The organism is Pseudomonas sp. FYR_7 (assembly GCF_043106155.1).
GTDB classification, from domain to species: domain Bacteria; phylum Pseudomonadota; class Gammaproteobacteria; order Pseudomonadales; family Pseudomonadaceae; genus Aquipseudomonas; species Aquipseudomonas parafulva_B.
The window spans coordinates 101870-123398 of the sequence record NZ_JBICMI010000078.1; the positions used below are offsets into that span (position 1 = coordinate 101870).

Annotated in this window: 22 protein-coding genes and 2 pseudogenes; 21 read left to right on the forward strand and 3 right to left on the reverse strand. The window is 62.3% G+C overall.

Annotation, left to right across the window (positions count from 1 at the left end; all coding sequences use genetic code 11):
• Nucleotides 1-7 precede the first annotated feature (7 nt).
• The 7 genes from ACF8R3_RS20140 (at nt 8) to phaZ (ending at nt 7970) form a co-directional block, all read left to right on the forward strand.
• Nucleotides 8-1012: an aspartate carbamoyltransferase catalytic subunit gene (locus ACF8R3_RS20140; protein WP_058604064.1), complete on the forward strand. Its 1005-nt coding sequence runs from the start codon at nt 8-10 to the stop codon at nt 1010-1012.
• Nucleotides 1009-2280 carry a dihydroorotase gene (locus tag ACF8R3_RS20145; RefSeq protein ID WP_392516054.1) on the forward strand — a complete coding sequence of 424 codons (1272 nt, stop codon included), beginning with the start codon at nt 1009-1011 and terminating at the stop codon, nt 2278-2280. Before ACF8R3_RS20140 ends, ACF8R3_RS20145 begins: the two co-directional genes overlap by 4 nt.
• A 417-nt stretch (nt 2281-2697) precedes the next feature.
• Nucleotides 2698-3228 (forward strand): ATP-dependent protease subunit HslV, encoded by a 531-nt coding sequence (gene hslV / locus ACF8R3_RS20150; protein ID WP_023533032.1) that lies wholly within the window; start codon nt 2698-2700, stop codon nt 3226-3228.
• Nucleotides 3229-3303: 75 nt separating this feature from the next.
• On the forward strand, nt 3304-4647 hold the full coding sequence (gene hslU, locus ACF8R3_RS20155; RefSeq protein ID WP_058604290.1) for an ATP-dependent protease ATPase subunit HslU: 1344 nt from the start codon (nt 3304-3306) through the stop codon (nt 4645-4647).
• 135 nt (nt 4648-4782) lie between these two features.
• Nucleotides 4783-5160 carry a gamma-butyrobetaine hydroxylase-like domain-containing protein gene (locus ACF8R3_RS20160; RefSeq protein ID WP_058639878.1) on the forward strand — a complete coding sequence of 126 codons (378 nt, stop codon included), beginning with the start codon at nt 4783-4785 and terminating at the stop codon, nt 5158-5160.
• A 258-nt stretch (nt 5161-5418) separates the two neighbouring features.
• A complete protein-coding gene (gene phaC / locus ACF8R3_RS20165) occupies nt 5419-7095 on the forward strand; it encodes a class II poly(R)-hydroxyalkanoic acid synthase (RefSeq protein ID WP_392516055.1) in 1677 nt (558 codons plus the stop codon).
• A 62-nt stretch (nt 7096-7157) separates the two neighbouring features.
• Nucleotides 7158-7970: a poly(3-hydroxyalkanoate) depolymerase gene (gene phaZ / locus ACF8R3_RS20170; RefSeq protein ID WP_058604287.1), complete on the forward strand. Its 813-nt coding sequence runs from the start codon at nt 7158-7160 to the stop codon at nt 7968-7970.
• A 54-nt stretch (nt 7971-8024) separates the two neighbouring features.
• On the opposite strand, the gene ACF8R3_RS20175 is transcribed toward phaZ, so the two are convergent.
• Nucleotides 8025-8300: a polyhydroxyalkanoic acid system family protein gene (locus tag ACF8R3_RS20175; RefSeq protein ID WP_058639876.1), complete on the reverse strand. Its 276-nt coding sequence runs from the start codon at nt 8298-8300 to the stop codon at nt 8025-8027.
• A gap of 124 nt (nt 8301-8424) precedes the next feature.
• On the opposite strand from ACF8R3_RS20175, the gene ubiE reads away from it, so the two are divergent.
• The 14 genes and pseudogenes from ubiE to ACF8R3_RS20245 all read left to right on the forward strand — a co-directional run bounded on the left by ubiE (nt 8425) and on the right by ACF8R3_RS20245 (nt 19579).
• Nucleotides 8425-9195, forward strand: a complete 771-nt coding sequence (gene ubiE / locus ACF8R3_RS20180; protein WP_058604286.1) for a bifunctional demethylmenaquinone methyltransferase/2-methoxy-6-polyprenyl-1,4-benzoquinol methylase UbiE — start codon at nt 8425-8427, stop codon at nt 9193-9195.
• Nucleotides 9195-9818, forward strand: coding sequence for an SCP2 domain-containing protein (locus ACF8R3_RS20185; protein WP_196186591.1), 624 nt, complete (start codon nt 9195-9197; stop codon nt 9816-9818). The genes ubiE and ACF8R3_RS20185 overlap by 1 nt, the downstream gene beginning before the upstream one ends.
• Nucleotides 9815-11431, forward strand: coding sequence for a ubiquinone biosynthesis regulatory protein kinase UbiB (gene ubiB, locus ACF8R3_RS20190; RefSeq protein ID WP_058639874.1), 1617 nt, complete (start codon nt 9815-9817; stop codon nt 11429-11431). Before ACF8R3_RS20185 ends, ubiB begins: the two co-directional genes overlap by 4 nt.
• A gap of 72 nt (nt 11432-11503) precedes the next feature.
• Complete coding sequence (gene hisI / locus ACF8R3_RS20195) at nt 11504-11896, forward strand: phosphoribosyl-AMP cyclohydrolase (protein WP_182139345.1); 393 nt, start codon at nt 11504-11506, stop codon at nt 11894-11896.
• A 1-nt stretch (nt 11897) separates the two neighbouring features.
• On the forward strand, nt 11898-12233 hold the full coding sequence (locus ACF8R3_RS20200; protein WP_023532983.1) for a phosphoribosyl-ATP diphosphatase: 336 nt from the start codon (nt 11898-11900) through the stop codon (nt 12231-12233).
• Between the two features lie 54 nt (nt 12234-12287).
• Nucleotides 12288-12569: a twin-arginine translocase TatA/TatE family subunit gene (locus tag ACF8R3_RS20205; protein ID WP_023533071.1), complete on the forward strand. Its 282-nt coding sequence runs from the start codon at nt 12288-12290 to the stop codon at nt 12567-12569.
• Between the two features lie 3 nt (nt 12570-12572).
• The gene (gene tatB / locus ACF8R3_RS20210) at nt 12573-12962 is read left to right on the forward strand and encodes a Sec-independent protein translocase protein TatB (RefSeq protein ID WP_058639872.1); all 390 of its coding nucleotides are present in this window, start codon (nt 12573-12575) and stop codon (nt 12960-12962) included.
• On the forward strand, nt 12959-13747 hold the full coding sequence (tatC, locus tag ACF8R3_RS20215) for a twin-arginine translocase subunit TatC (protein WP_058604281.1): 789 nt from the start codon (nt 12959-12961) through the stop codon (nt 13745-13747). Before tatB ends, tatC begins: the two co-directional genes overlap by 4 nt.
• Nucleotides 13744-14451: a 16S rRNA (uracil(1498)-N(3))-methyltransferase gene (locus ACF8R3_RS20220; protein ID WP_392475151.1), complete on the forward strand. Its 708-nt coding sequence runs from the start codon at nt 13744-13746 to the stop codon at nt 14449-14451. The genes tatC and ACF8R3_RS20220 overlap by 4 nt, the downstream gene beginning before the upstream one ends.
• A 215-nt stretch (nt 14452-14666) precedes the next feature.
• Nucleotides 14667-15611 (forward strand): annotated as a pseudogene (locus ACF8R3_RS20225) (methyl-accepting chemotaxis protein); the annotation flags it as partial.
• The gene (locus tag ACF8R3_RS20230) at nt 15603-16466 is read left to right on the forward strand and encodes a methyl-accepting chemotaxis protein (RefSeq protein ID WP_392475194.1); all 864 of its coding nucleotides are present in this window, start codon (nt 15603-15605) and stop codon (nt 16464-16466) included. The pseudogene ACF8R3_RS20225 and the gene ACF8R3_RS20230, both read left to right, overlap by 9 nt.
• 279 nt (nt 16467-16745) lie before the next feature.
• Nucleotides 16746-17786, forward strand: a pseudogene (locus ACF8R3_RS20235) (methyl-accepting chemotaxis protein); the annotation flags it as partial.
• Nucleotides 17787-17984: 198 nt separating this feature from the next.
• On the forward strand, nt 17985-18689 hold the full coding sequence (locus tag ACF8R3_RS20240) for a methyl-accepting chemotaxis protein (protein ID WP_372239205.1): 705 nt from the start codon (nt 17985-17987) through the stop codon (nt 18687-18689).
• 92 nt (nt 18690-18781) lie between these two features.
• Nucleotides 18782-19579 (forward strand): RHS repeat-associated core domain-containing protein, encoded by a 798-nt coding sequence (locus ACF8R3_RS20245; protein ID WP_392516056.1) that lies wholly within the window; start codon nt 18782-18784, stop codon nt 19577-19579.
• 196 nt (nt 19580-19775) lie between these two features.
• On the opposite strand, the gene ACF8R3_RS20250 is transcribed toward ACF8R3_RS20245, so the two are convergent.
• Nucleotides 19776-20510, reverse strand: coding sequence for an amino acid ABC transporter ATP-binding protein (locus ACF8R3_RS20250; protein WP_058639881.1), 735 nt, complete (start codon nt 20508-20510; stop codon nt 19776-19778).
• Entirely contained in the window at nt 20503-21465 is a 963-nt protein-coding gene (locus tag ACF8R3_RS20255) for an amino acid ABC transporter permease (RefSeq protein ID WP_058639867.1), read from the reverse strand. The genes ACF8R3_RS20250 and ACF8R3_RS20255 overlap by 8 nt, the downstream gene beginning before the upstream one ends.
• Nucleotides 21466-21529: the final 64 nt, after the last annotated feature.

Genomic DNA, 21529 nt, shown 5'->3' on the forward strand with positions numbered 1-21529 from the left:
CCCCGCGATGACGCCAATCGACGCCAAGCGCCCGCTGCAGCTCAATGATCAGGGCCAGCTGCGCCATTTCCTTTCGCTTGACGGTTTGCCCCGCGAACTGCTGACCGAAATCCTCGACACTGCCGATTCCTTCCTGGAAGTCGGCGCCCGCGCCGTGAAGAAAGTGCCGCTGCTGCGTGGCAAGACGGTGTGCAACGTCTTCTTCGAGAACTCCACCCGCACCCGGACCACGTTCGAGCTGGCCGCCCAGCGCCTGTCCGCCGACGTGATCAGCCTGAATGTGTCGACCTCCTCGACCAGCAAAGGCGAGACGCTGTTCGATACCCTGCGCAACCTTGAAGCCATGGCCGCCGATATGTTCGTGGTGCGCCACTCGGATTCAGGCGCGGCGCACTTCATTGCCGAGCACGTGTGCCCGGAGGTGGCCGTGATCAACGGCGGTGACGGCCGCCATGCGCACCCGACCCAGGGCATGCTCGACATGCTCACCATTCGCCGGCACAAGGGCGGCTTCGAGAACCTCTCGGTTGCCATCGTCGGCGATATCCTTCATTCGCGCGTGGCGCGTTCGGACATGCTCGCGCTCAAGGCGCTGGGCTGCCCGGACATTCGCGTGATCGGCCCGAAAACCCTGATCCCGATCGGCATCGAGCAGTATGGCGTGAAGGTGTACACCGACCTGGCCGAAGGCCTCAAGGACGTCGACGTGGTGATCATGCTGCGCCTGCAGCGTGAGCGCATGGCCGGTGGCCTGCTGCCCAGCGAAGGCGAGTTCTACCGCCTGTTCGGCCTGACCACTGCCCGCCTGGCAGGGGCCAAGCCGGACGCCATCGTCATGCACCCCGGTCCGATCAACCGTGGAGTGGAAATCGAATCTGCCGTGGCCGATGGCAAGCATTCGGTGATCCTGAACCAGGTCACCTACGGGATCGCCGTGCGCATGGCCGTGCTGTCCATGGCCATGAGCGGGCAAAACGTACAACGTCAACTCGACCAGGAGATCGCCCAGTGAGCATCAGCATTCTTGGCGCCCGGGTCATCGACCCTCAAAGCGGCCTTGACCAGGTCACCGACCTGCACCTGGAGGGCGGCCGCATTGCCGCCATGGGCGCCGCGCCCGTTGGCTTTACCGCCAACCGCACCCTTCAGGCCGATGGCCTGGTCGTCGCCCCTGGCCTGGTGGACCTGGGCGTGTCGCTGCGCGAGCCCGGCTATAGCCGCAAAGGCACCATCGCCAGCGAGACCTGCGCGGCCGTGGCCGGTGGCGTGACCAGCCTGTGCTGCCCGCCGCAGACCCGCCCGGCCCTGGACACCTCGGCGGTGGCCGAGTTGATCCTGGACCGCGCCCGCGAGGCGGGCAACAGCAAGGTTTACCCGATCGGCGCGCTGACCAAGGGCCTGGAGGGGGAACAGTTGGCCGAACTGGTGGGCCTGCGTGACACCGGCTGCGTCGCGTTCGGCAATGGCCTGAAGGAAATCCCCAACAACCGCACCTTGGCCCGTGCGCTGGAATACGCCGCCACGTTCGACCTGACGGTGGTGTTCCACTCCCAGGACCGCGACCTGGCCCAAGGCGGCCTTGCCCATGAAGGTGCCATGGCCAGCTTCCTGGGTTTGCCCGGCATTCCCGAAACTGCTGAAACCGTGGCGTTGGCGCGCAACCTGCTGCTAGTGGAGCAGACCGGCGTCCGCGCCCACTTCACCCAGATCACCAGCGCCCGTGGCGCGCGGCTGATTGCCCAGGCGCAAAGCCTTGGTTTGCCGGTCACTGCCGATGTCGCGTTGTACCAGTTGATCCTGACCGACGAATCGCTGCGTGAATTTTCCAGCCTGTACCACGTGCAACCGCCACTGCGTAGCGCTGCCGATCGCGATGGCCTGCGCGAGGCGGTGAAAACCGGCGTGATCCAGGCGATCTCCAGCCATCACCAGCCTCATGAACGCGATGCCAAGCTGGCCCCCTTCGGCGCCACAGAGCCGGGTATCAGCAGCGTGGACGTGTTGCTGCCGTTGGCCATGACGTTGGTGCAGGATGGCTTGCTCGACCTGCCGACCTTGCTGGCGCGCCTGACCTGTGGTCCCGCTGATGCCATGCGGCTGCCGGCTGGCCAGCTGAAGGTTGGCGCTGCGGCTGACTTGGTGGTGTTCGATCCACAGGCCTCGACCGTGGCCGGTGAGCATTGGTACTCCCGTGGCGACAACTGCCCGTTCATCGGGCACTGCCTGCCGGGTGCCGTGCGCTATACGTTGGTCGATGGGCGTATCTGTCACGAGGCTTGAGCCTGGTGGGCCGGTCAAAGGGTTGCGCGGCGGTTTAGGGTTTCAGCTTCGCAGCGCGTATCGTTGGGGCCGCTGTGCGGCCCATCGCGGCACGAGGCCGCTCCTACAGGGAGGGTGGTGCACCTGAGGGGAGCAATCGCCTTGCAGCGTATTTGTGAGGCTTACTGATTCCGGTGTAGGAGCGGTCTTGTGCCGCGATGGGCCGCACAGCGGCCCCAACGATACGCGCTGCGAGCCAAAATCCCTGGGCTGCTGCGTTCCCCCTCGGGGTGCTTCCCCAGAACCTGGGCACCCCCTGCCACTGATCCCGAGCCCCGCCCCCCTCGAACCGTTCATCCCCCACGGTTGAAATCCCGCCTTGCACCCCCATATGAGTTTGCAACAGGCATTTTCGCCCCGCTGCGTGGAGACTCTCCCTTGACCACCATCGTTTCAGTCCGCCGCAATGGCAAAGTCGTCATGGGCGGCGACGGCCAGGTATCCCTCGGCAACACCGTGATGAAAGGCAACGCCAAGAAAGTGCGTCGCCTGTACCACGGTCAGGTCATCGCGGGCTTTGCCGGCGCCACTGCCGATGCCTTCACCCTGTTCGAACGCTTCGAAGGCCAACTGGAGAAACACCAGGGCCACCTGATTCGCGCGGCCGTGGAACTGGCCAAGGAATGGCGTACCGACCGTTCCCTCAGCCGCCTCGAAGCCATGCTGGCCGTGGCCAACAAGGATGCGTCGCTGATCATCACCGGCAACGGTGACGTGGTCGAGCCTGAAGACGGCCTGATCGCCATGGGTTCCGGCGGCGCCTACGCCCAGGCCGCAGCCCGTGCACTGCTGAACAAGACCGACCTCTCGGCCCGTGAAATCGCCGAGACCGCGCTGAACATCGCCGGTGACATCTGCGTGTTCACCAACCACAACCTGACCATCGAGGAGCAGGATCTGGCCGAGTGATCAGCTGCTCTGGCGCCCCGTCCCGGTGACGGGGCTTTTCCACGCTGAATCATTCGTATCAGGACCCTATTGATCATGTCCATGACCCCCCGCGAGATCGTCCACGAACTCAACCGCCACATCATTGGCCAAGACGACGCCAAGCGCGCCGTGGCCATCGCCTTGCGCAACCGCTGGCGGCGCATGCAGCTCCCCGCCGAGCTGCGCGCCGAAGTGACGCCCAAGAACATCCTGATGATCGGCCCCACCGGCGTGGGCAAGACCGAGATCGCCCGGCGCCTGGCCAAGCTGGCCAATGCCCCGTTCCTCAAGGTCGAAGCCACCAAGTTCACTGAAGTGGGCTATGTGGGCCGCGATGTGGAATCCATCATCCGCGACCTGGCCGACGCGGCCTTGAAGATGCTGCGTGAGCAGGAAATCATCCGCGTGCGCCACCGCGCCGAAGATGCCGCCGAAGAGCGCATCCTCGATGCCCTGCTGCCACCGGCACGGGTCAGCAGCTTCAGCGAGGAAGCCGCCCAGACCAGTTCCGATTCCAACACCCGCCAGCTGTTCCGCAAGCGCCTGCGCGAAGGCCAGCTGGACGATAAGGAAATCGAAATTGAGGTGGCCGATGCCGTGGGCGTCGAAATCGCCGCGCCTCCTGGCATGGAAGAAATGACCAATCAGTTGCAGAGCCTGTTCGCCAACATGGGCAAGGGCAAGCGCAAGTCGCGCAAGCTGAAGGTTCGCGAAGCACTGAAAATGGTGCGCGACGAGGAGGCTGGTCGCCTGGTCAATGAAGAAGAGCTCAAGGCCAAGGCGCTGGAAGCGGTCGAGCAGCACGGCATCGTGTTCATCGACGAGATCGACAAGGTCGCCAAACGCGGCAATGTCGGCGGTGCCGATGTCTCCCGTGAGGGTGTACAGCGCGATCTGCTGCCGCTGATCGAAGGCTGCACGGTCAATACCAAGCTGGGCATGGTCAAGACCGACCACATCCTGTTCATCGCCTCCGGCGCGTTCCACTTGAGCAAGCCGAGCGACCTGGTGCCTGAACTGCAAGGTCGCCTGCCGATCCGCGTGGAGCTCAAGGCCCTGACGCCGGAAGATTTCCAGCGCATCCTGCGCGAGCCGCATGCCTCGCTGACCGAACAGTACCAGGCACTGCTCAAGACCGAAGGGCTTAACATCGAGTTCGTCGAGGATGGCATCAAGCGTTTGGCCGAGATCGCCTACCAGGTCAACGAGAAAACCGAGAACATCGGTGCCCGTCGCCTGCACACGTTGCTCGAACGCCTGCTCGAAGAGGTGTCGTTCAGCGCTGGCGACCTGGCCAGTGCCCATGACGAAGCGCCGATCCAGATCGACGCAGCTTACGTGAACAGCCACCTGGGCGAGTTGGCCCAGAACGAAGACCTGTCCCGCTACATCCTGTAACGGGCCTGCGCCAGGCTGCAAGCGAGCCCGTGCGGCGCTTGCAGCCTGGCGACACAGTTTTTTTGCTCAAGAAGCTGGCGAGCGCTTCTTGCAGCGGGTAGCGTGCGGTGTGTAACTCAAACAGAGATCACGCCCATGGCTCGCATGCCTACCGCCATCAACCTGCACAAAGCCTCCAAGACCCTGCGCCTTACCTACGGGCCCGATGAGGTCTACCACCTGCCCGCCGAATTCCTGCGCGTGCACTCCCCCTCCGCCGAAGTCCAGGGGCACGGCAACCCCATTTTGCAGTTTGGCAAGGTCAACGTCGGCCTCGTCGGACTGGAGCCGGCGGGTCAATACGCCCTGAAACTTACCTTCGACGATGGCCATGACAGCGGCCTGTTCACCTGGGAATACCTGGAGCAGCTGTGCCTGCGGCAGGATGCCTTGTGGGCTGAATACCTCGAGGCGCTGCACAAGGCCGGCAAGACCCGTGACCCTTCGGAGTCCGTGGTCAAGCTGATGCTTTAGCCGCTCCCCTCGCACGCGCTCTCGTCCGACATGCCGGACCAACTGACAATGATAAGGAGCTTACGACAGCGCCAGGTTGCTTCGCGCCTGAAACTCGGGTAACCAGTAGAAGTGGCCATTTACCAGCATGGCGCTGCAGGCGCCTGATCGTCCGTAGCACTGCAGGACGCGGTCACGGATTACCCGAGTAGCGGTATCGGGGACACGTCGGTGCACCCACGCCAGCCGGTACTCGTCTCAGACAACGGAGCGTCGCGGATGAGTAACAACAACAATGAAGATCAGCAGCAGAGCCCGCAACGCGCCACGGGCCTGAACCCGATGGTCGGCGTTCGACGTAAGGACCTGTTGGGCACGGCCCAGACCGTGCTGCGCCAGGCTGTGCGTCAGCCCCTGCACAGTGCCAAGCACGCGCTTGCCTTCGGGCTCGAACTGAAAAACGTGATGCTGGGCAAATCGAGCCTTGCCCCTGCCAGCGATGATCGCCGCTTCAACGACCCGACCTGGTCACAGAACCCGCTTTACCGACGTTACCTGCAAAGCTACCTGGCATGGCGTAATGAACTGCAGGCCTGGATCAGCAGCAGTGACCTGCCCCCTGAGGACATCAGCCGCGGGCAGTTCGTCATCCAGCTCATGACCGAAGCGCTGGCGCCTACCAATAACCTGTCCAATCCTGCCGCGCTCAAGCGTTTCTTCGAGACCGGCGGCAAAAGCATGCTCGATGGTCTGTCGAACCTGGCCAGGGACGTGGTCCACAACGGCGGCATGCCCCGCCAGGTGAACATGGATGCTTTCGAAGTGGGCAAGGACCTGGGCAGCAGTAGCGGCGCGGTCGTGTACCGTAATCAGGTGCTGGAATTGATCCAGTACAGCCCCCTCACCGAGCAGGTGCATGAGCGGCCACTGCTGGTGGTGCCACCGCAGATCAACAAGTTCTACATCTTTGATCTGTGCCCGGAAAAAAGCCTGATGCGCTTCTGTCTGGACGCCCGGCAACAAACCTTCATGGTCAGTTGGCGCAACCCGACCAGGGCGCAGCGTGACTGGGACTTGTCTACCTATGTGCAGGCACTTGGCGAGGCGGTGGACGCCGTGCTGAGCATCACCGGCAGTGCGACCCTGAACATGCTCGGTGCATGCTCAGGAGGGATTACCTGCACCGCGTTGCTGGGTCATCTAGCGGCGCGTAATGAAACCAAGGTCAATGCCTTGACCCTGCTGGTCAGCGTGCTGGACGCCACGCTCGACAATGCGCTGGCATTGTTCGTCGACGACCAGGCGCTGGATGCGGCCAAGCGTCAATCCCAGCAGGCGGGGGTACTCGAGGGCAGCGACCTGGCCCGGCTGTTTGCCTGGATGCGTCCCAATGACCTGATCTGGAACTACTGGGTCAACAATTACCTGCTCGGCAATGAGCCGCCAGCGTTCGACATCCTGTACTGGAACAACGACACCACGCGCCTGCCCGCCGCATTCCATGCCGACCTGATCGAGATGTACAGGCGCAATCCGCTCACCCGTCCCGGTGGCCTCACTGTCTGCGGTACCGCCATCGACCTCAAGCAGGTCAAGTGCGATCTCTTCAGTGTGGCGGGCAATGCCGACCATATTACGCCTTGGCAGGCCTGCTATCGCTCGGCGCGACTGTTCGGGGGCAAGGTCGAGTTCGTGCTGTCCAACAGCGGGCACATCCAGAGCATCATCAATCCGCCCGGCAACTCGAAGGCGCGCTTTCAGGCTGGGGATGGCCAGCATGACGATCCGCTTGCCTGGCAACAGGGCGCCGTCAGGCACGTCGATTCATGGTGGCTGCACTGGCAGGGCTGGCTGGCCGACCGAGCCGGGGCATTGATCGAGGCACCGAGCCACTTGGGGTGCCGCAGCCATCCTGCAGCCGAAGCTGCGCCAGGCAGCTACGTGCACCAGCGTTGAACCCCTGCGCCGTGGCCACCTGCGCGGTGCCAAGGCGTTTACCAGCTCCAGGAGCCATGCGCATGCCGTCACCTTACGTGTTCAAAACGGTCGAGCTCGATGGCCTGTCCATCCGTACCGTCGTGCGTCCAGGTCAGTCGACCTTGGCGCCCTTGCTGATCTTCAACGGCATCGGGGCCAACTTCGAGCTGATATTTCCGTTCATCGAAGCACTGGACCCCGACTTGCAGGTCATCGCCTTCGACGCCCCAGGTGTGGGCGGTTCATCCACGCCGCAGCGGCCTTATCGGTTTTCAGGACTGGCCCGGCTCGCCGCTCGGCTGCTCGACACGCTAAATTACGGCCAGGTCAACGTCATCGGCGTGTCGTGGGGAGGCGGGCTGGCTCAGCAATTCGCCCATGACTACCCGCAGCGCTGCCGAAAACTCATCCTGGCTGCCACGGCCGCAGGCGCGGTCATGGTACCTGGCAAGCCCAAGGTGTTGTGGAGCATGGCCAGCCCCCGCCGGTACGTAGACCCCTCCCATGTCATGCGCATCGCGCCGCTGGTGTATGGCGGCGGGTTTCGCCGGGATCCGCACCTGGCGCTAAAGCACGCGGCCACGGCACGCTCGGCTGGCAAGCTGGGTTATTACTGGCAACTGTTCGCGGCACTTGGCTGGACCAGCATCCATTGGCTGCACAAACTCCGCCAGCCCACCCTGGTGCTTGCCGGGGATGACGATCCGTTGATTCCGCTGGTGAACATGCGTCTGCTGGCCTGGCGTATCCCCAATGCGCAGTTGCACATCATCGATGATGGTCATCTGTTTCTGATCACCCGGCCACACGCCATCGCGCCGGTCATCATGAAGTTTCTGGCCGAGCCAACCTGAAACGCCCCATTCGCGATCACCGGCCGATCCGGGCCGAACGGCCGGTGTCCAGATTCAGGCAAGTGCCTTGTCCAGCGCCCGCTCGATTTCGCCCTTGATGGTGCCGCTCATCATCGACATCATCATGCCGAGCTTGAGATCGACACGGATGCTGTCCTGGCCGATGTGCACGCTGCCGTTCGCGCCGCTGCGTGCCACATCGACGCGGTCGCCATCCCACGAGGCCTTGAGGTCATACTCGCGGCTGAGGCGGTCCACCAGCGCTTGGGCCTTGGAACGGGCGGCGTCGCGCCCGAGGGTGTGTTTGCGTTCGACGCTGATCTGGGTCATGCGGGTGTTCCTGAACATGTAGACATAATCGGCATTATGCCCGCCCCCGCCTGGCGGCACACCCCGCCAAGACAAATCCGCTCGTTCGCCCTAGAATGGCGTCAATTAATTTCGGTGAAGCGATATGAACGACCAGCGCAAAGGCGACCACGCCGAACCCACGACCCATTTTGGCTACCAGGACGTGCCTGAAAGCCAGAAGGCGCGCAAGGTTGCCGAAGTGTTCCACTCGGTGGCGGCCAAATACGACCTGATGAACGACGTGCTGTCCGGCGGCATGCACCGCCTGTGGAAGCGCTTCACCATCGAGCTGTCGGGCGTTCGCAGCGGCAACCGTGTGCTGGACATCGCCGGCGGCACGGGCGACCTGGCAGCCAAGTTCTCGCGCCTGGTGGGCCCGACCGGGCACGTGGTGCTGGCCGACATCAACGAGTCCATGCTCAAGGTCGGCCGCGACCGCCTACTGGACCGTGGCGTGGCCGGCAACATTGAGTTCGTCCAGGCCGACGCTGAAAAGCTGCCGTTTCCGGACAACCATTTCGACTGCGTGACCATCGCCTTCGGCCTGCGCAACGTCACCCACAAGGAAGATGCCATTCGCTCCATGCTGCGCGTGCTCAAGCCGGGTGGCCGCCTGCTGGTGCTGGAGTTCTCCAAGCCGACCAACAAGCTGATGTCCAAGGCCTACGACGCCTACTCATTCGCCTTCATGCCCCTGGCCGGCAAGCTGATCACCAACGATTCCGAGAGCTACCGCTACCTGGCCGAATCGATCCGCATGCACCCTGACCAGGAAACCCTCAAGGCCATGATGGTGCAGGCCGGGTTCGACCGGGTGACCTACCACAACATGACCAGCGGCATCGTGGCCGTGCACCGGGGGATCAAGCCCTGATGCTCATGGCCGGTCTGCTCGCCAGCGCCGAACATGGCCTGAACCGCGTCCTGCGCATGGACAGCACGGCATTGCCAAGGCTAGCAGCGCTGGAAGGCAAGGTCATCGAGATCGACTGCCGCCAACCGGCCATGCAGGTCTTCATCCTGCCTGACGAGCAGGGCCTGATGCTGGCCAGTGCCTGGGAAGGCGAAGTCGACTGCCGGTTGAGCGCGCCGGCGGCAAGCCTGGCGCACCTGGCGTTGTCGCGAGACAAGACGGCAGTCCTGCACAGCCCCCATGTGGCGTTGCACGGCGATACCGCGGCCTTGCTCGATCTGTTCGGCATTTTCCAGGACCTGGAGCTGGACTGGGAGCATGAGTTGCAGAAGTGGCTGGGCCCTGTGCCCACGGCCCTGATCGCAGGGCACATCCGCCTGCGCACCCGGTGGACCCGTCAAGGCCTGGCACGCCTGAGCCAGAGCCTGTCCGAGTATCTGGCGGAAGAATCGCGTACGCTGGTAGGCAAACGCGAAGCCGAGGCCGCCTTCAGCGAACTCGATGCCATGAAGGTCGATACAGAACGCCTCGAGGCGCGCATCCTGCGCCTTTCCCGATCCCTTGATTCCAGCGATAACGCATGAAGCTGCTCGCCTTCCGCCGCCTTTTCCGCATCCAGCGCGTCGTCATCCGCTACCGGCTCGATGACTTGCTGTTCGACTACCCTCTGCCCTGGTGGTTGATGAGCCTGCGGCTGCTGTTGCCGTGGCGCTGGCTACCGCGTCGCGCCTCGGAACTGAGCCGCGGCGCGCGGTTGCGCATGGCGCTGCAGGACCTAGGGCCTATCTTCATCAAGTTCGGCCAGCTGTTGTCTACCCGGCGCGACTTGCTGCCCACTGACATTGCCGACGAGCTGATGCTGCTCCAAGACCGAGTACCGCCGTTCGACCCGCAAAAAGCCGTGGCGCTGATCGAAGCCCAGCTTGGGGCCAAGGTGGGCGAGGTGTTCAGCCGCTTCGACGTGGAGCCCCTGGCGTCCGCATCGGTGGCGCAAGTGCACGCCGCGCGCCTGAAAAGCGGTGAAGAAGTGGTGGTCAAGGTGGTACGGCCGGGGCTCAAGCCAATCATCGCTGCCGACATTGCCTGGCTGTTCCTGATCGCCAAGGGTGCCGAGCGCCTTTCTGCCGATGCACGTCGCCTGCACCCGGTGGAGGTTGTCGGCGATTACGAGAAAACCATCTACGACGAACTCGACCTGCTTCGCGAGGCGGCCAACGCCAGCCAGCTGCGGCGCAATTTCGAGGATTCCGAACTCATGTACGTGCCCCAGGTCTATTGGGACTGGTGCCGGCCCAAAGTGCTGGTGATGGAGCGTATCTACGGCGTGCCGGTGACCGACATGGCTACCCTCGCCGATCAGCGCACCGACATGAAGATGCTGGCCGAACGCGGCGTCGAAGTGTTCTTCATGCAGGTGTTTCGTGACAGCTTCTTCCATGCCGACATGCACCCAGGCAACATCTTCGTGAGCACGGTCAAGCCGTGGAGCCCCAAGTACATCGCCATCGACTGCGGCATCGTCGGCAGCCTCACCGATGAAGACCAGGATTACCTCGCGCGCAACCTGATTGCCTTCTTCAAGCGCGACTATCGCCGCGTCGCCCAGCTACACATCGACTCGGGCTGGGTACCGGCCAACACCAAGGTCAATGAGTTCGAAGCGGCCATCCGCACCGTGTGCGAGCCGATCTTCGAAAAACCCCTCAAGGATATTTCCTTCGGCCAGGTGCTGATGCGCCTGTTCCAGACCGCGCGCCGCTTCAACATGGAAGTGCAACCTCAACTGGTGCTGCTGCAGAAGACCCTGCTCAACATCGAAGGCCTGGGACGTCAGCTGTACCCTGAGCTGGACCTGTGGAGCACGGCCAAGCCTTATCTTGAGCGCTGGATGCGCCAGCGCATGAGCCCCAAGGCCTTGCTGGGCAACCTGCACAGCCAGGCTGAGCAGTTGCCGCACCTGGCCAACATGACCCGGGACTTGCTCGAACGACTGTCGCAACCGCACCTGCACGACCCCAAGATGCCAGAGCGCCGAAATGGCGACCATTGGGCCCTGCGCCTGCTCGGTGCCGGCTTGCTGGGCGGGGGTGTGATCCTGGGCGGTGTCGCCCTGCAGGCCGGTAGCCTGGCGGCCGCCACGGCGTGGCCGGCCTGGTTGATGCTGGCCGCAGGCCTTTACCTGATCGTGCGCCAATAGCCAGCCGCGCCCGTGGCTGGCACACTAGCGCAAAAGGCCCGCGACGCAGACGGGCCCGTTTTGGAGTCGACGATGAAAGACTGGCTGGACGAGATCAAGTGGAACAGCGATGGCCTTGTGCCGGCCATCGCCCAGGACCACAAGACCGGACGCGTGCTGATGATGGCGTGGATGAACCGTGAGGCACTGGCGTTGACCGCTGCCGAGCAACGCGCCATCTACTGGTCGCGCTCGCGTGGCAAACTGTGGCGCAAGGGCGAGGAGTCGGGCCATGTGCAAAAACTTCACGAAATGCGCCTGGACTGCGACGCCGACGTGATCATCCTCATGGTCGAGCAGGTGGGCCACATCGCTTGCCATACCGGCCGGGAAAGCTGCTTCTACCGCATCTACGCAGACGGCCAGTGGGCCACCGTCGACCCGGTCCTGAAAGACCCGCACGCCATCTACGACGCAGGACACTGACATGAGCGACACCCTCAACCGGCTGGCCGCCGTGCTCGAAGAACGCAAACAGGCGGCGCCGGACAGCTCCTATGTGGCCAGCCTGTACCACAAGGGCCTCAACAAGATTCTGGAAAAGCTCGGCGAAGAGTCGGTTGAAACCATCATTGCCGCCAAGGATGCTGCGCTCAGCAAGGACTGCAGCGACGTCATCTATGAAACGGCCGACCTGTGGTTTCACAGCCTGGTGATGCTCAGCGCCCTGGGTCAGCACCCGCAAGCCGTGCTCGACGAGCTCGACCGGCGCTTCGGGTTGTCGGGCCATGACGAAAAAGCCGCCCGCCAGCCTTCGGCCTGATGTATGTTCAGGGCTGACGCCCGGTGACCTTCACACAATTTTCGGGAGTACGAAATGGGTATCTTTGACTGGAAACACTGGATCGTCCTGCTGGTCGTGGTGGTGCTGGTGTTCGGCACCAAGAAGCTGAAGAACCTCGGCAGCGACCTGGGCGAATCGATCAAGGGCTTTCGCAAGGCCATGAACGAAGAAGAAACCAAGCCGGCTGAACCTACCCCTCCTCCGGCCCAGCCCGTACCCCCTGTGCAACCGGTGCAGACCACTGCCCAGGCCAGCCAGGGCCATACCATCGAAGGCCAGGCCCAACCGGTCCAAGAGCCGCAGCGGAAAGACTGACTTATGTTCGGCATCAGTTTCAGCGAGCTGCTGCTCGTCGGCCTCGTCGCCCTGCTGGTGCTCGGCCCCGAGCGCTTGCCGGGCGCCGCCCGCACGGCGGGCTTGTGGATCGGCCGGCTCAAACGCAGCTTCAACAGCATCAAGATGGAAGTCGAACGCGAAATCGGCGCCGATGACATCCGCCGCCAGCTGCACAACGAGCACATCATGCACATGGAAGAGCAGGCCAAGCGCATCCTCAACCCCAATGCGCCGCCTGCCCAGCCTCCGGTGACCACGGCCACCGTACAGCCCCCCACTGGCCTGCCAACCACGCCAGCTGAAACCGATGTAACCGCCCCAGCCACTGCGCACCCTACCCCTGTAGCGCCCGAGCCGCCGCGAGCCCCATGAGCGAGAACCCGGAACACGACCAGCCCATGCCGCTGGTTTCGCACCTGACCGAACTGCGCACCCGCCTGCTGCGTTGCGTTGCCGTCATCTTCCTGATCTTTGCCGGGTTGTTTTCCTTCGCCCAGCAGATCTACACCCTGGTCTCGGCGCCGCTGCGTGATCATCTGCCCGCCAATGCGACCATGATCGCCACTGACGTGGCCTCGCCCTTCCTGACGCCGTTCAAGCTGACCATGATTGTTTCGCTGTTCCTGGCGATCCCCTTCATCCTGCAGCAGATCTGGGGCTTCATCGCACCAGGCCTGTACCGTCATGAAAAGCGCATCGCCATACCCCTGCTGATGTCGAGCATCGTGCTGTTCTATGCCGGCATGGCCTTTGCCTATTTTCTGGTCTTCCCGTTGATCTTTGGCTTCTTCGCCAGCGCAACGCCTGAAGGCGTATCGATGATGACCGACATCGCCAGCTACCTGGACTTCGTGATGACGTTGTTCTTCGCCTTCGGCGTAGCCTTCGAGATTCCGGTGGCCGTGGTGCTGCTGGTCTGGATCGGCGTGGTCGATGTGAAGTACCTGAAGAAGATCCGCCCCTACGTGATCATTGGCTGCTTCGTTGTCGGCATGGTGCTGACGCCCCCGGACATCTTCTCCCAGACCCTGTTGGCCGTCCCCATGTGGCTACTGTTCGAGGTCGGCGTGCTGTGCGGCAGCCTGATTCGCAAGCGTGGCAGCGACGAACAGCCTGCCGATGATCATCAAGACCAACCACCCGCGACGCAGCCGTGAACCTGCTTCTGCTGGAGGAGGCCGATTTCATCGCGGCTGACCGGGTTGTATTGGCTGATCGGCGTTTCGTCCATATGCAGGATGTGCACGGGGTCGCCGTCGGTGACACGTTGCGCGTTGGCCGCATCAACGGCCTGATGGGCCTGGCGATGGTGCAGCGCCTGGAGCGCCATGAAGCCGAGCTTCACGTCAGCTTCGATCAGGCGCCACCGGCCAAGCTGCCGTTGACCCTGGTGCTGGCGGTGCCACGGCCCAAGATGCTGCGCAGGCTGTTCCAGACCGTCGCCACCCTTGGGGTGCCGCGCCTGATCCTGCTCAACAGCTACAAGGTGGAAAAGAGCTTCTGGCAAACCCCCTTCCTTCAGCCCGACGTCATCCGTGAAAACCTGATCCTGGGTCTGGAACAGGCACGTGACACCGTGCTGCCAGAAGTCATCATCGAAAAACGCTTCAAACCCTTCGTCGAGGACCGTCTGCCTGCCATCGCCGAAGGCACCCTTGGGCTGGTCGGTCACCCAGGCGACTATCCCGACTGCCCTCGCGCGGTAGAACAGGCAGTCACCCTGGCCATTGGCCCGGAAGGCGGGTGGATCCCCTACGAGGTGGATCTGCTGGGCAAAGCGGGTTTGGCCCCGGTGCAGCTCGGTGCACGCATCCTTCGGGTGGAAACGGCCGTCACGGCCTTGCTCTCACGTATATTCTGACGAACCGGTCAGCTTTTACCCATCAAGTTTCCGTTTCCCTGGCCGATGGCATTGGCAACAACAACTAAATCGTGCTGCCAAGCCGCCAGGGAGTTTCTATGAATCGATGGTTAACCCAGCTTTTGGGCAACGTGAGTGTGACCCGCAAACTGGCGCTGGGCTTCGGCCTGGTGTTGCTGCTGACACTGATCATCACCCTGACCGGGTGGCACGGCATGAACAGCATCACGGCCAGGGGTGACAAGCTGGGCAACATCTCGGTCATCCAGCAGTACGCCCAGGAGCTGCGCATTGCCCGTCAGCATTATGAACGCCAGCGCGACGAAGCCTCGATCGGCGAGATGGAGAAGGCGCTTGGCACCCTGGACCGTCAGGTTCAGCTGATGCTTGGCCAGATCGACGAACCCGCCGATCATCAGCGCCTCGAACAGCAGCGCGATGCGGTAGCGGCCTACCAGCAAGCCTTCGCGCAGCTCAAACAGTCGAACTTGCGGCGCGAGGCCAGCCGTGGCGTGTTGGGGGACAGCGCGGACAAGGCCGTCGAACTGGTGGGCCGGGTCCAGCAGCGCCTGCTTCAAGCGGGCGATATCACCCAGTACCAATATGCCGTCACCGTCAACAGCCTGCTCCAGCAAGCGCGCTTCCAGGTGCGTGGTTACACCTATAGCGGCAACGCCGACTATCAGCAAACGGCACTCAAGGCCATCGACCAGGCGCTGGACGAGTTGCGAGGGCTGCCCGCCAAGCTGCCTGCTGAATTCGCCGCCGGCCTGACCGACGCCAGTACCGCCATGGGCGGCTACCGCGACGCCGTGATGCAGTTCGGCGAAGCGCAGAGCGCCAGCGCCCAGGCGTTGCAGCAGATGGCCGACCAAGGCGTGACCTTGATGCAGACCAGCCAGGCCATGACCAGCTCGCAGACCCAGGTACGTGACACGGCGGCCGCTCAGGCAAAGGCGTTGCTGGGGTTGGCCACGGGCCTGGCCGTCTTGCTGGGCCTGCTGGCAGCCTGGGTGATTACCCGCCAGATCATCCTGCCGCTGCGCGAGGCGCTGCGCGGGGCTGAACGGGTGGCCAGCGGCGATCTCACCCTGCATGAGCCTTCGAGGCGTCGAGACGAGCTTGGCCAGTTGCAGGCCAGCATGCAGCGCATGACCCAAGGCCTGCGCGACCTGATTGGTGGCATAGGCGATGGCGTAACCCAGATTGCCAGTGCTGCCGAAGAGCTCTCGGCAGTGACCGAGCAGACCAGCGCAGGGGTTACCAACCAGAAGGTGGAGACTGACCAGGTTGCCACGGCGATGAACCAGATGACGGCGACCGTTCACGACGTGGCACGTAACGCCGAGCAGGCCTCGGAGGCAGCCGTCATGGCCGACCAGCAGGCCCGTGAGGGCGATCGTGTGGTCAGCGAAGCGGTGGCGCAGATCGAGCGGCTGGCCAGCGAGGTGGCCAACTCCAGCGAAGCCATGAGCCAGCTCAAGGGTGAAAGCGACAAGATCGGTAGCGTGCTGGATGTGATCAAGTCGGTGGCCCAGCAGACCAACCTGCTGGCGCTCAACGCGGCGATCGAAGCGGCCCGTGCAGGCGAGGCCGGACGCGGGTTTGCAGTGGTGGCTGACGAGGTGCGCAGCCTGGCGCAACGCACGCAGCAATCCACCGAAGAGATCGAGGAACTGATCGCCGGCCTGCAAAGCGGCACCCAGCGCGCAGCGAGCGTGATGGACAGCAGCCGGCAACTCACCGACAGCACCGTCGAACTGACCCGCCGTGCAGGCAGCTCGCTGGAAAACATCACCCGTACGGTCTCGTCCATCCAGGCGATGAACCAGCAGATCGCCACGGCAGCCGAGGAGCAAACGGCGGTGGCCGAAGAGATCAACCGCAGCGTGATCAACGTACGGGATATTTCAGACCAGACCTCGGCGGCCAGCGAGCAGACTGCCAGCTCCAGTGTCGAGCTGGCCCGCCTGGGCACTCACTTGCAGGGGTTGGTGGGGCGTTTCAAGCTTTGACGGGCAGCTCTTTCGGCGCGGTCAATGACCATGCCGGTCAATAGGCGCATTCAGAATGAGGCTCGCACGCAGCCTCTTTATGCGCACGCAGGTGGCTTGAATAGGCGCGTACCGGGCATTGCCGTTATAGCTGCGTAACCGAAAAAGATCTGACTGACCGCTCCGAATTTTCCTACATGGATTTCAGGTCAAGTCCTACACGTCCTCCGCCGATGGGCAGGGATGGCTTGCACGTATTGCGCGTGCTCTTCATTCCTTCCACTTGCACGGAGAATCCCCATGCTCGGTTACCTCAACCGCAAGCTCGGCAACATCAGCGTCGCCGCCAAGTTGGCCCTCGGTTTCGCCGTGGTCCTGCTGCTCACGCTGGTCACTACGATCAGTGGCTGGCGCGCTTTGGACGGCGCCATCGTTCGTTCGCAGCAATTGAGCGAAATTGGCCAAATCAATGACCTGACTAAGGATCTGCGCGCCGAGCGCATCACGTACCGTGTGCTCGACGATGAGCAGAGCAAGACGCGGATCGGCCGCATACTCGAACAGCTGAGCGATAGGCTCACTACCCTTCAGCAGCGCAGCAACGTCGAAGAATCACGGCAGATGCTCACCGAAAAGCTGGGTTTGCTGCAGCAATTGCGCGATGACTTCACTGAGCTGCAGCGCACTGCCACCAGCCGCGCCACCTTGCGCCAGGCTCTGCTCGTTCAGGAACAGAAACTCAGCACGGCCATCGATGAACTTGAAACCCAGGCCCTGTTGAAGATGCCTGCCGATGGGCAGCAGACCAATGTGCTGGGCATGATGGATACCCTGAGTCGGCATGTGGAGAGCGCCAACCAGCAGAGCCTGGTACCGGCCTACACCTTCGCCCCTGTCGAAGACTTCGCCAAGGTCGGTGAAAGCGCCTTGGAGGCCGCAGGCACTAGCCTGGCTCAACTGGTCAAGGGCCTGGCGCCTCTCGGGCTGCCGCGCGCCGTGATCGAGCAACCAGGCACCGAATTGGCCCGATACCGTGCCACCTTGGATCAGTACCGCCAAGTCGCCGTCAAGGCCGAGCAGCTGCAGAACACCATGGAGCGCCGCGGCGACGAGTTACGCTCGGTGAGCCTGGAACTTGGCAAGCGCAAGGTCGAACAGCGCGACAGGGAAGCACTGGCCGCCCGCTCGCTGTTGACCACCGTGGCACTGCTGGCGCTGTTGGTCGGCGTGGTCGCCGGGTGGCTGATCACATTGCAGATCACCCAACCGCTGCGCCAGACCCTGGAGGTGGCCGCACGTATCGCCAAAGGGGACCTGAGCCAGGTCGAGCCGGTGCAGCGCCGCGACGAGATGGGCAAGCTGCAGGCCAGCATGCGTGAAATGACAATAAGCTTGCGCGAACTGATCGGCGGCATCGACCACGGTGTCGGGCAACTCTCGCAAGCCGCGTCGCAATTGGCCTCCAGCAGCGAAGACACCAAGGTGCGCATCAACCAGCAGCGAGAGGAGACCGACCAGGTTGCCACTGCCATGAACCAGATGAGCGCCACGGTCCAGGAGGTGGCGCAAAATGCAGAGCAGGCATCGATGGCCGCCACCAATGCCGACCAGCAGGCGCAGGTGGGCGATCAGGTGGTGACCGAAGCCATTGGGCGTATCGAACAGTTGTCCGGGCAGATGGACCATTGCCTGGCAGCCATGCAGCACCTGGCCGGCGAGAGTCAGCGCATCGGCAGTATTCTGGACGTGATCAAGTCTGTCTCCGAACAGACCAACCTGCTGGCGCTCAACGCCGCGATCGAGGCGGCACGGGCGGGTGAAGCCGGGCGGGGCTTCGCGGTGGTAGCCGACGAAGTGCGCGGCCTGGCCCAACGCACCTCCACCGCCACGGAAGAAATCGGTCAACTGATCGACAGCCTGCACAACGGCACCGACGAAGTTACGCGCTTGCTGGACAGCAGCAAGAACCTTACCGAGCAAAGCGTGGAATTGAGCCGCAAGGCAGGCGATGCGCTGAGCCAGATCACCGGGACGGTCTCGAGCATCCAGGGTATGAACCAGCAGATCGCCACGGCCAGCGAACAGCAGAGCGTGGTGGCCGAACAGATCAATCGCAGCGTGTTGAATGTGCGTGATGCGTCCGATCAGACCAGTGCAGCCAGTGAGCAGACGGCGGCTTCAAGTGGAGATTTGGATCAGCTTGGGCAGCAACTGAGGGGGATGGTCAGGCGTTTCAGCTTGTAAATACACTGGCGCTGGCAACTGGCAAAAATGCCAGTTGCCCCCCCTTTAAATTTCACGATAGGTTATCAACATCAACTCAGAGCAGGTTGCATATGTATACCGCAAACTCTCACAACACGCTGTTCACCCCTGCTTATACGCCCTATGGTTTCTCTCCTGCAAGTGCGTCAGTCCCTATCGCTTTCGCCGGAGAACCTTACGACGTCAGCTCAAGAGGATATTTACTAGGCAATGGCTACAGGCTTTACCTGCCATCAATTATGCGGTTCGCCTCACCAGACAATATCTCACCTTTCACCGTGATTAGTAGTTATTCGTATTGCGGCGGGGACCCGACAAACTACAAAGACCCGTCAGGGCATTATCCGATACCTCCACAATCCCTTATTAACATCTTTAATAAAACTAGGAACGCTAAGCATTTAAATGCATATGATACCCAGAAGGCCGCTGCTCTGGATACCTACAATCAAATGCAGCACACCCGAAAGCAAATCTCTAACCATCAATTACGCATTGACAAGCTTATAGCCGACATCAACAGTACATATACCAGCTTAGAGCTGGCTGAAAACTATGATGCCTGGGCCGAACATACCCGTTATCTGAAGATATTAAAGAAGCAGAAGCGCGAATTAAAGTACCTCAGAGCGAACTCATCCGCTCAGATCCTTGCCTTGAAGGAAAGAGCAACTACATTACATTCTGAATTTGTAAGGCAAATGGACTTATTAGGCTTGCCTGCTAACAATACGGGCCTAGATCAACTCGAGCCCATCAACCCCATGAATATACGCCAAGAAATCCCGCTCCGACGTCAGAGACCCCCCATATCACGGAGTGAGAATTTTACATTTAAAGTAAGACCGTCTTACCAATATCTGATCTGATCTTCCGGTTACCCGTGAAGGCCCAGCCAGTTCAAGTGTGGCATTCACACGGCTGGGGATCCGTTTGCAGAGCTGGCGGGACGGTTCAGGTGACGGAATTGTTGAGCCGCGTTGCGGCACAAGGTCGTTCAGGGATACAGGTCCGTCGTAGGAGCGACCTTGTTCCGCAAATGGGGTGCAGAGCCCCCCTCAGCGGTTACAGCACCTGACGCAGGAACGCCTGCGCGCGCGGATCCTTTGGTGCATTGAAGAACGTGTTTGGCGAGGCATCTTCCAGCAGCTTGCCATGGTCGAAGAACAGCACGCGATCGGCCACTTCACGGGCAAAGCCCATTTCGTGGGTGACACAGACCATGGTCATGCCCTCCAGGGCCAGAGTCTTCATCACATCCAGCACCTCCCCTACCATTTCCGGGTCCAGCGCCGAGGTGGGCTCGTCGAACAGCATCACTTTCGGGTCCATGGCCAACGCGCGGGCAATCGCGACCCGTTGCTGCTGACCGCCCGACAACCGCGACGGATACTCGTTGGCTTTCTCCGCGATCCCCACCTTTTGCAACAAGGCCCGGGCCTTGGCTTCGCGGTCGGCCTTGTTGCGCTTGCGCACCACCTTCTGTGCCAGACACAGGTTTTCCAGCACGGTCATGTGCGGAAACAGGTTGAAATGCTGGAACACCATCCCGACTTCGCGGCGGTAGGCGTTGATGTCGGTCTTGGGGTGCGCCAGATCCAGGCCGGCGATGGCCACATGGCCCTCGTCGAAGTGCTCCAGGCCGTTGAGGCAACGCAAGAAGGTCGACTTGCCCGAGCCCGAAGGGCCGAGGACCACGACTACTTCGCCTTTTGCCACGTGCGTGGTGACGTTGTCGACCGCCCGCACCACATGGCCACGGGTGTCGAATACCTTGAGTAGGTCACGGACTTCAATCACTTTGCGCAAGCCTCCGCTCGAGCCGGCTGGCAATGTGCGACAGCGGCAGGTTGATCAGCAGGTACAAGCCTGCCACGCAGAACCAGATCTCGAAGGTCGAGAACGACGTGGTGATGGCTTCCCGTCCGCTTTTCGTCAGTTCGGTAATGGCGATCACCGACACCAGCGAGGTGTCCTTGACCAGGCTGATGAACTGACCAGCCAACGGCGGCAGTACACGCTTGAACGCCTGGGGCAGTATCACATGACGCATCGACTGCCCGGCATTGAGGCCCAGCGAGCGCGCAGCTTCGTTCTGCCCCTTAGCGATGGACTGCACGCCGGCACGCACGATTTCCGCCACATAGGCACCTGTGAACAGCGCCAGGGCGGCTACACCGGCAAACTCCCGCGACAGGTTCAGGACCGTGCCGATGAAGAAGTAGAAGATGAAGATCTGAACCAGCAGCGGCGTGCCGCGCACCAGCTCGACATAGACGGTCGACAGGTCATGCAGCGTGGGGTTGGTCGACAACCGGCACAGGCCGGCAAACAGCCCGATCAGCAGCCCCAGCGCACCGGAAACCACCGAAATCCACAGTGTGGTCCACAACCCCCAAGCCAGTGGCCCTGCGGCCCAGTGCCGGGTCACCCCTATCTGGTCCCCTTCGGCCACATCGTCGCCGCGGCTCAGTTGCAGGCTGTCCTTGGCCACGTCCAGGACCTGAAGCGCCCCGCTTTCATCCTTCAAGGTGACGCGGGCTTCATCCCCGGTGATGACGACTTCCTGCACGGTGCCGTAGTCGCTCGCGCGCTGTACGTCCTCGGCCTGATAGGCGAAATACTGAGGGACGCGGTTCCAGCGCCACTCGTAGGAAATCATCGAGGTGGCCATGTACAGGCTGACGGCCAGGCCTACCAGGACCAGTGCAGTCAGCCCATGCCAGGGCCACTGGGCCTTCTTGTGTTTGATCACGTTGGATACTCCGGAAAACGGCAGGCCGCAAGCCACAAGCCGCAGCCTATGGCCGATCCCGTAA

Excerpts from the sequence above, each read along its gene's own strand:
- phaZ (WP_058604287.1), top strand. The coding sequence starts at position 7,158 with ATGCCGTCACCTTACGTGTTCAAAACGGTCGAGCTCGATGGCCTGTCC.
- ACF8R3_RS20230 (WP_392475194.1), top strand. The coding sequence starts at position 15,603 with ATGACCCAAGGCCTGCGCGACCTGATTGGTGGCATAGGCGATGGCGTA.
- ACF8R3_RS20200 (WP_023532983.1), top strand. The coding sequence starts at position 11,898 with ATGAGCGACACCCTCAACCGGCTGGCCGCCGTGCTCGAAGAACGCAAA.
- phaC (WP_392516055.1), top strand. The coding sequence starts at position 5,419 with ATGAGTAACAACAACAATGAAGATCAGCAGCAGAGCCCGCAACGCGCC.
- ACF8R3_RS20205 (WP_023533071.1), top strand. The coding sequence starts at position 12,288 with ATGGGTATCTTTGACTGGAAACACTGGATCGTCCTGCTGGTCGTGGTG.
- ubiE (WP_058604286.1), top strand. The coding sequence starts at position 8,425 with ATGAACGACCAGCGCAAAGGCGACCACGCCGAACCCACGACCCATTTT.
- ACF8R3_RS20245 (WP_392516056.1), top strand. The coding sequence starts at position 18,782 with ATGTATACCGCAAACTCTCACAACACGCTGTTCACCCCTGCTTATACG.
- hslU (WP_058604290.1), top strand. The coding sequence starts at position 3,304 with ATGTCCATGACCCCCCGCGAGATCGTCCACGAACTCAACCGCCACATC.
- ACF8R3_RS20175 (WP_058639876.1), bottom strand. The coding sequence starts at position 8,300 with ATGACCCAGATCAGCGTCGAACGCAAACACACCCTCGGGCGCGACGCC.
- tatB (WP_058639872.1), top strand. The coding sequence starts at position 12,573 with ATGTTCGGCATCAGTTTCAGCGAGCTGCTGCTCGTCGGCCTCGTCGCC.
- ACF8R3_RS20140 (WP_058604064.1), top strand. The coding sequence starts at position 8 with ATGACGCCAATCGACGCCAAGCGCCCGCTGCAGCTCAATGATCAGGGC.
- tatC (WP_058604281.1), top strand. The coding sequence starts at position 12,959 with ATGAGCGAGAACCCGGAACACGACCAGCCCATGCCGCTGGTTTCGCAC.
- ACF8R3_RS20240 (WP_372239205.1), top strand. The coding sequence starts at position 17,985 with ATGAGCGCCACGGTCCAGGAGGTGGCGCAAAATGCAGAGCAGGCATCG.
- ACF8R3_RS20160 (WP_058639878.1), top strand. The coding sequence starts at position 4,783 with ATGGCTCGCATGCCTACCGCCATCAACCTGCACAAAGCCTCCAAGACC.
- ubiB (WP_058639874.1), top strand. The coding sequence starts at position 9,815 with ATGAAGCTGCTCGCCTTCCGCCGCCTTTTCCGCATCCAGCGCGTCGTC.
- hisI (WP_182139345.1), top strand. The coding sequence starts at position 11,504 with ATGAAAGACTGGCTGGACGAGATCAAGTGGAACAGCGATGGCCTTGTG.
- ACF8R3_RS20185 (WP_196186591.1), top strand. The coding sequence starts at position 9,195 with ATGCTCATGGCCGGTCTGCTCGCCAGCGCCGAACATGGCCTGAACCGC.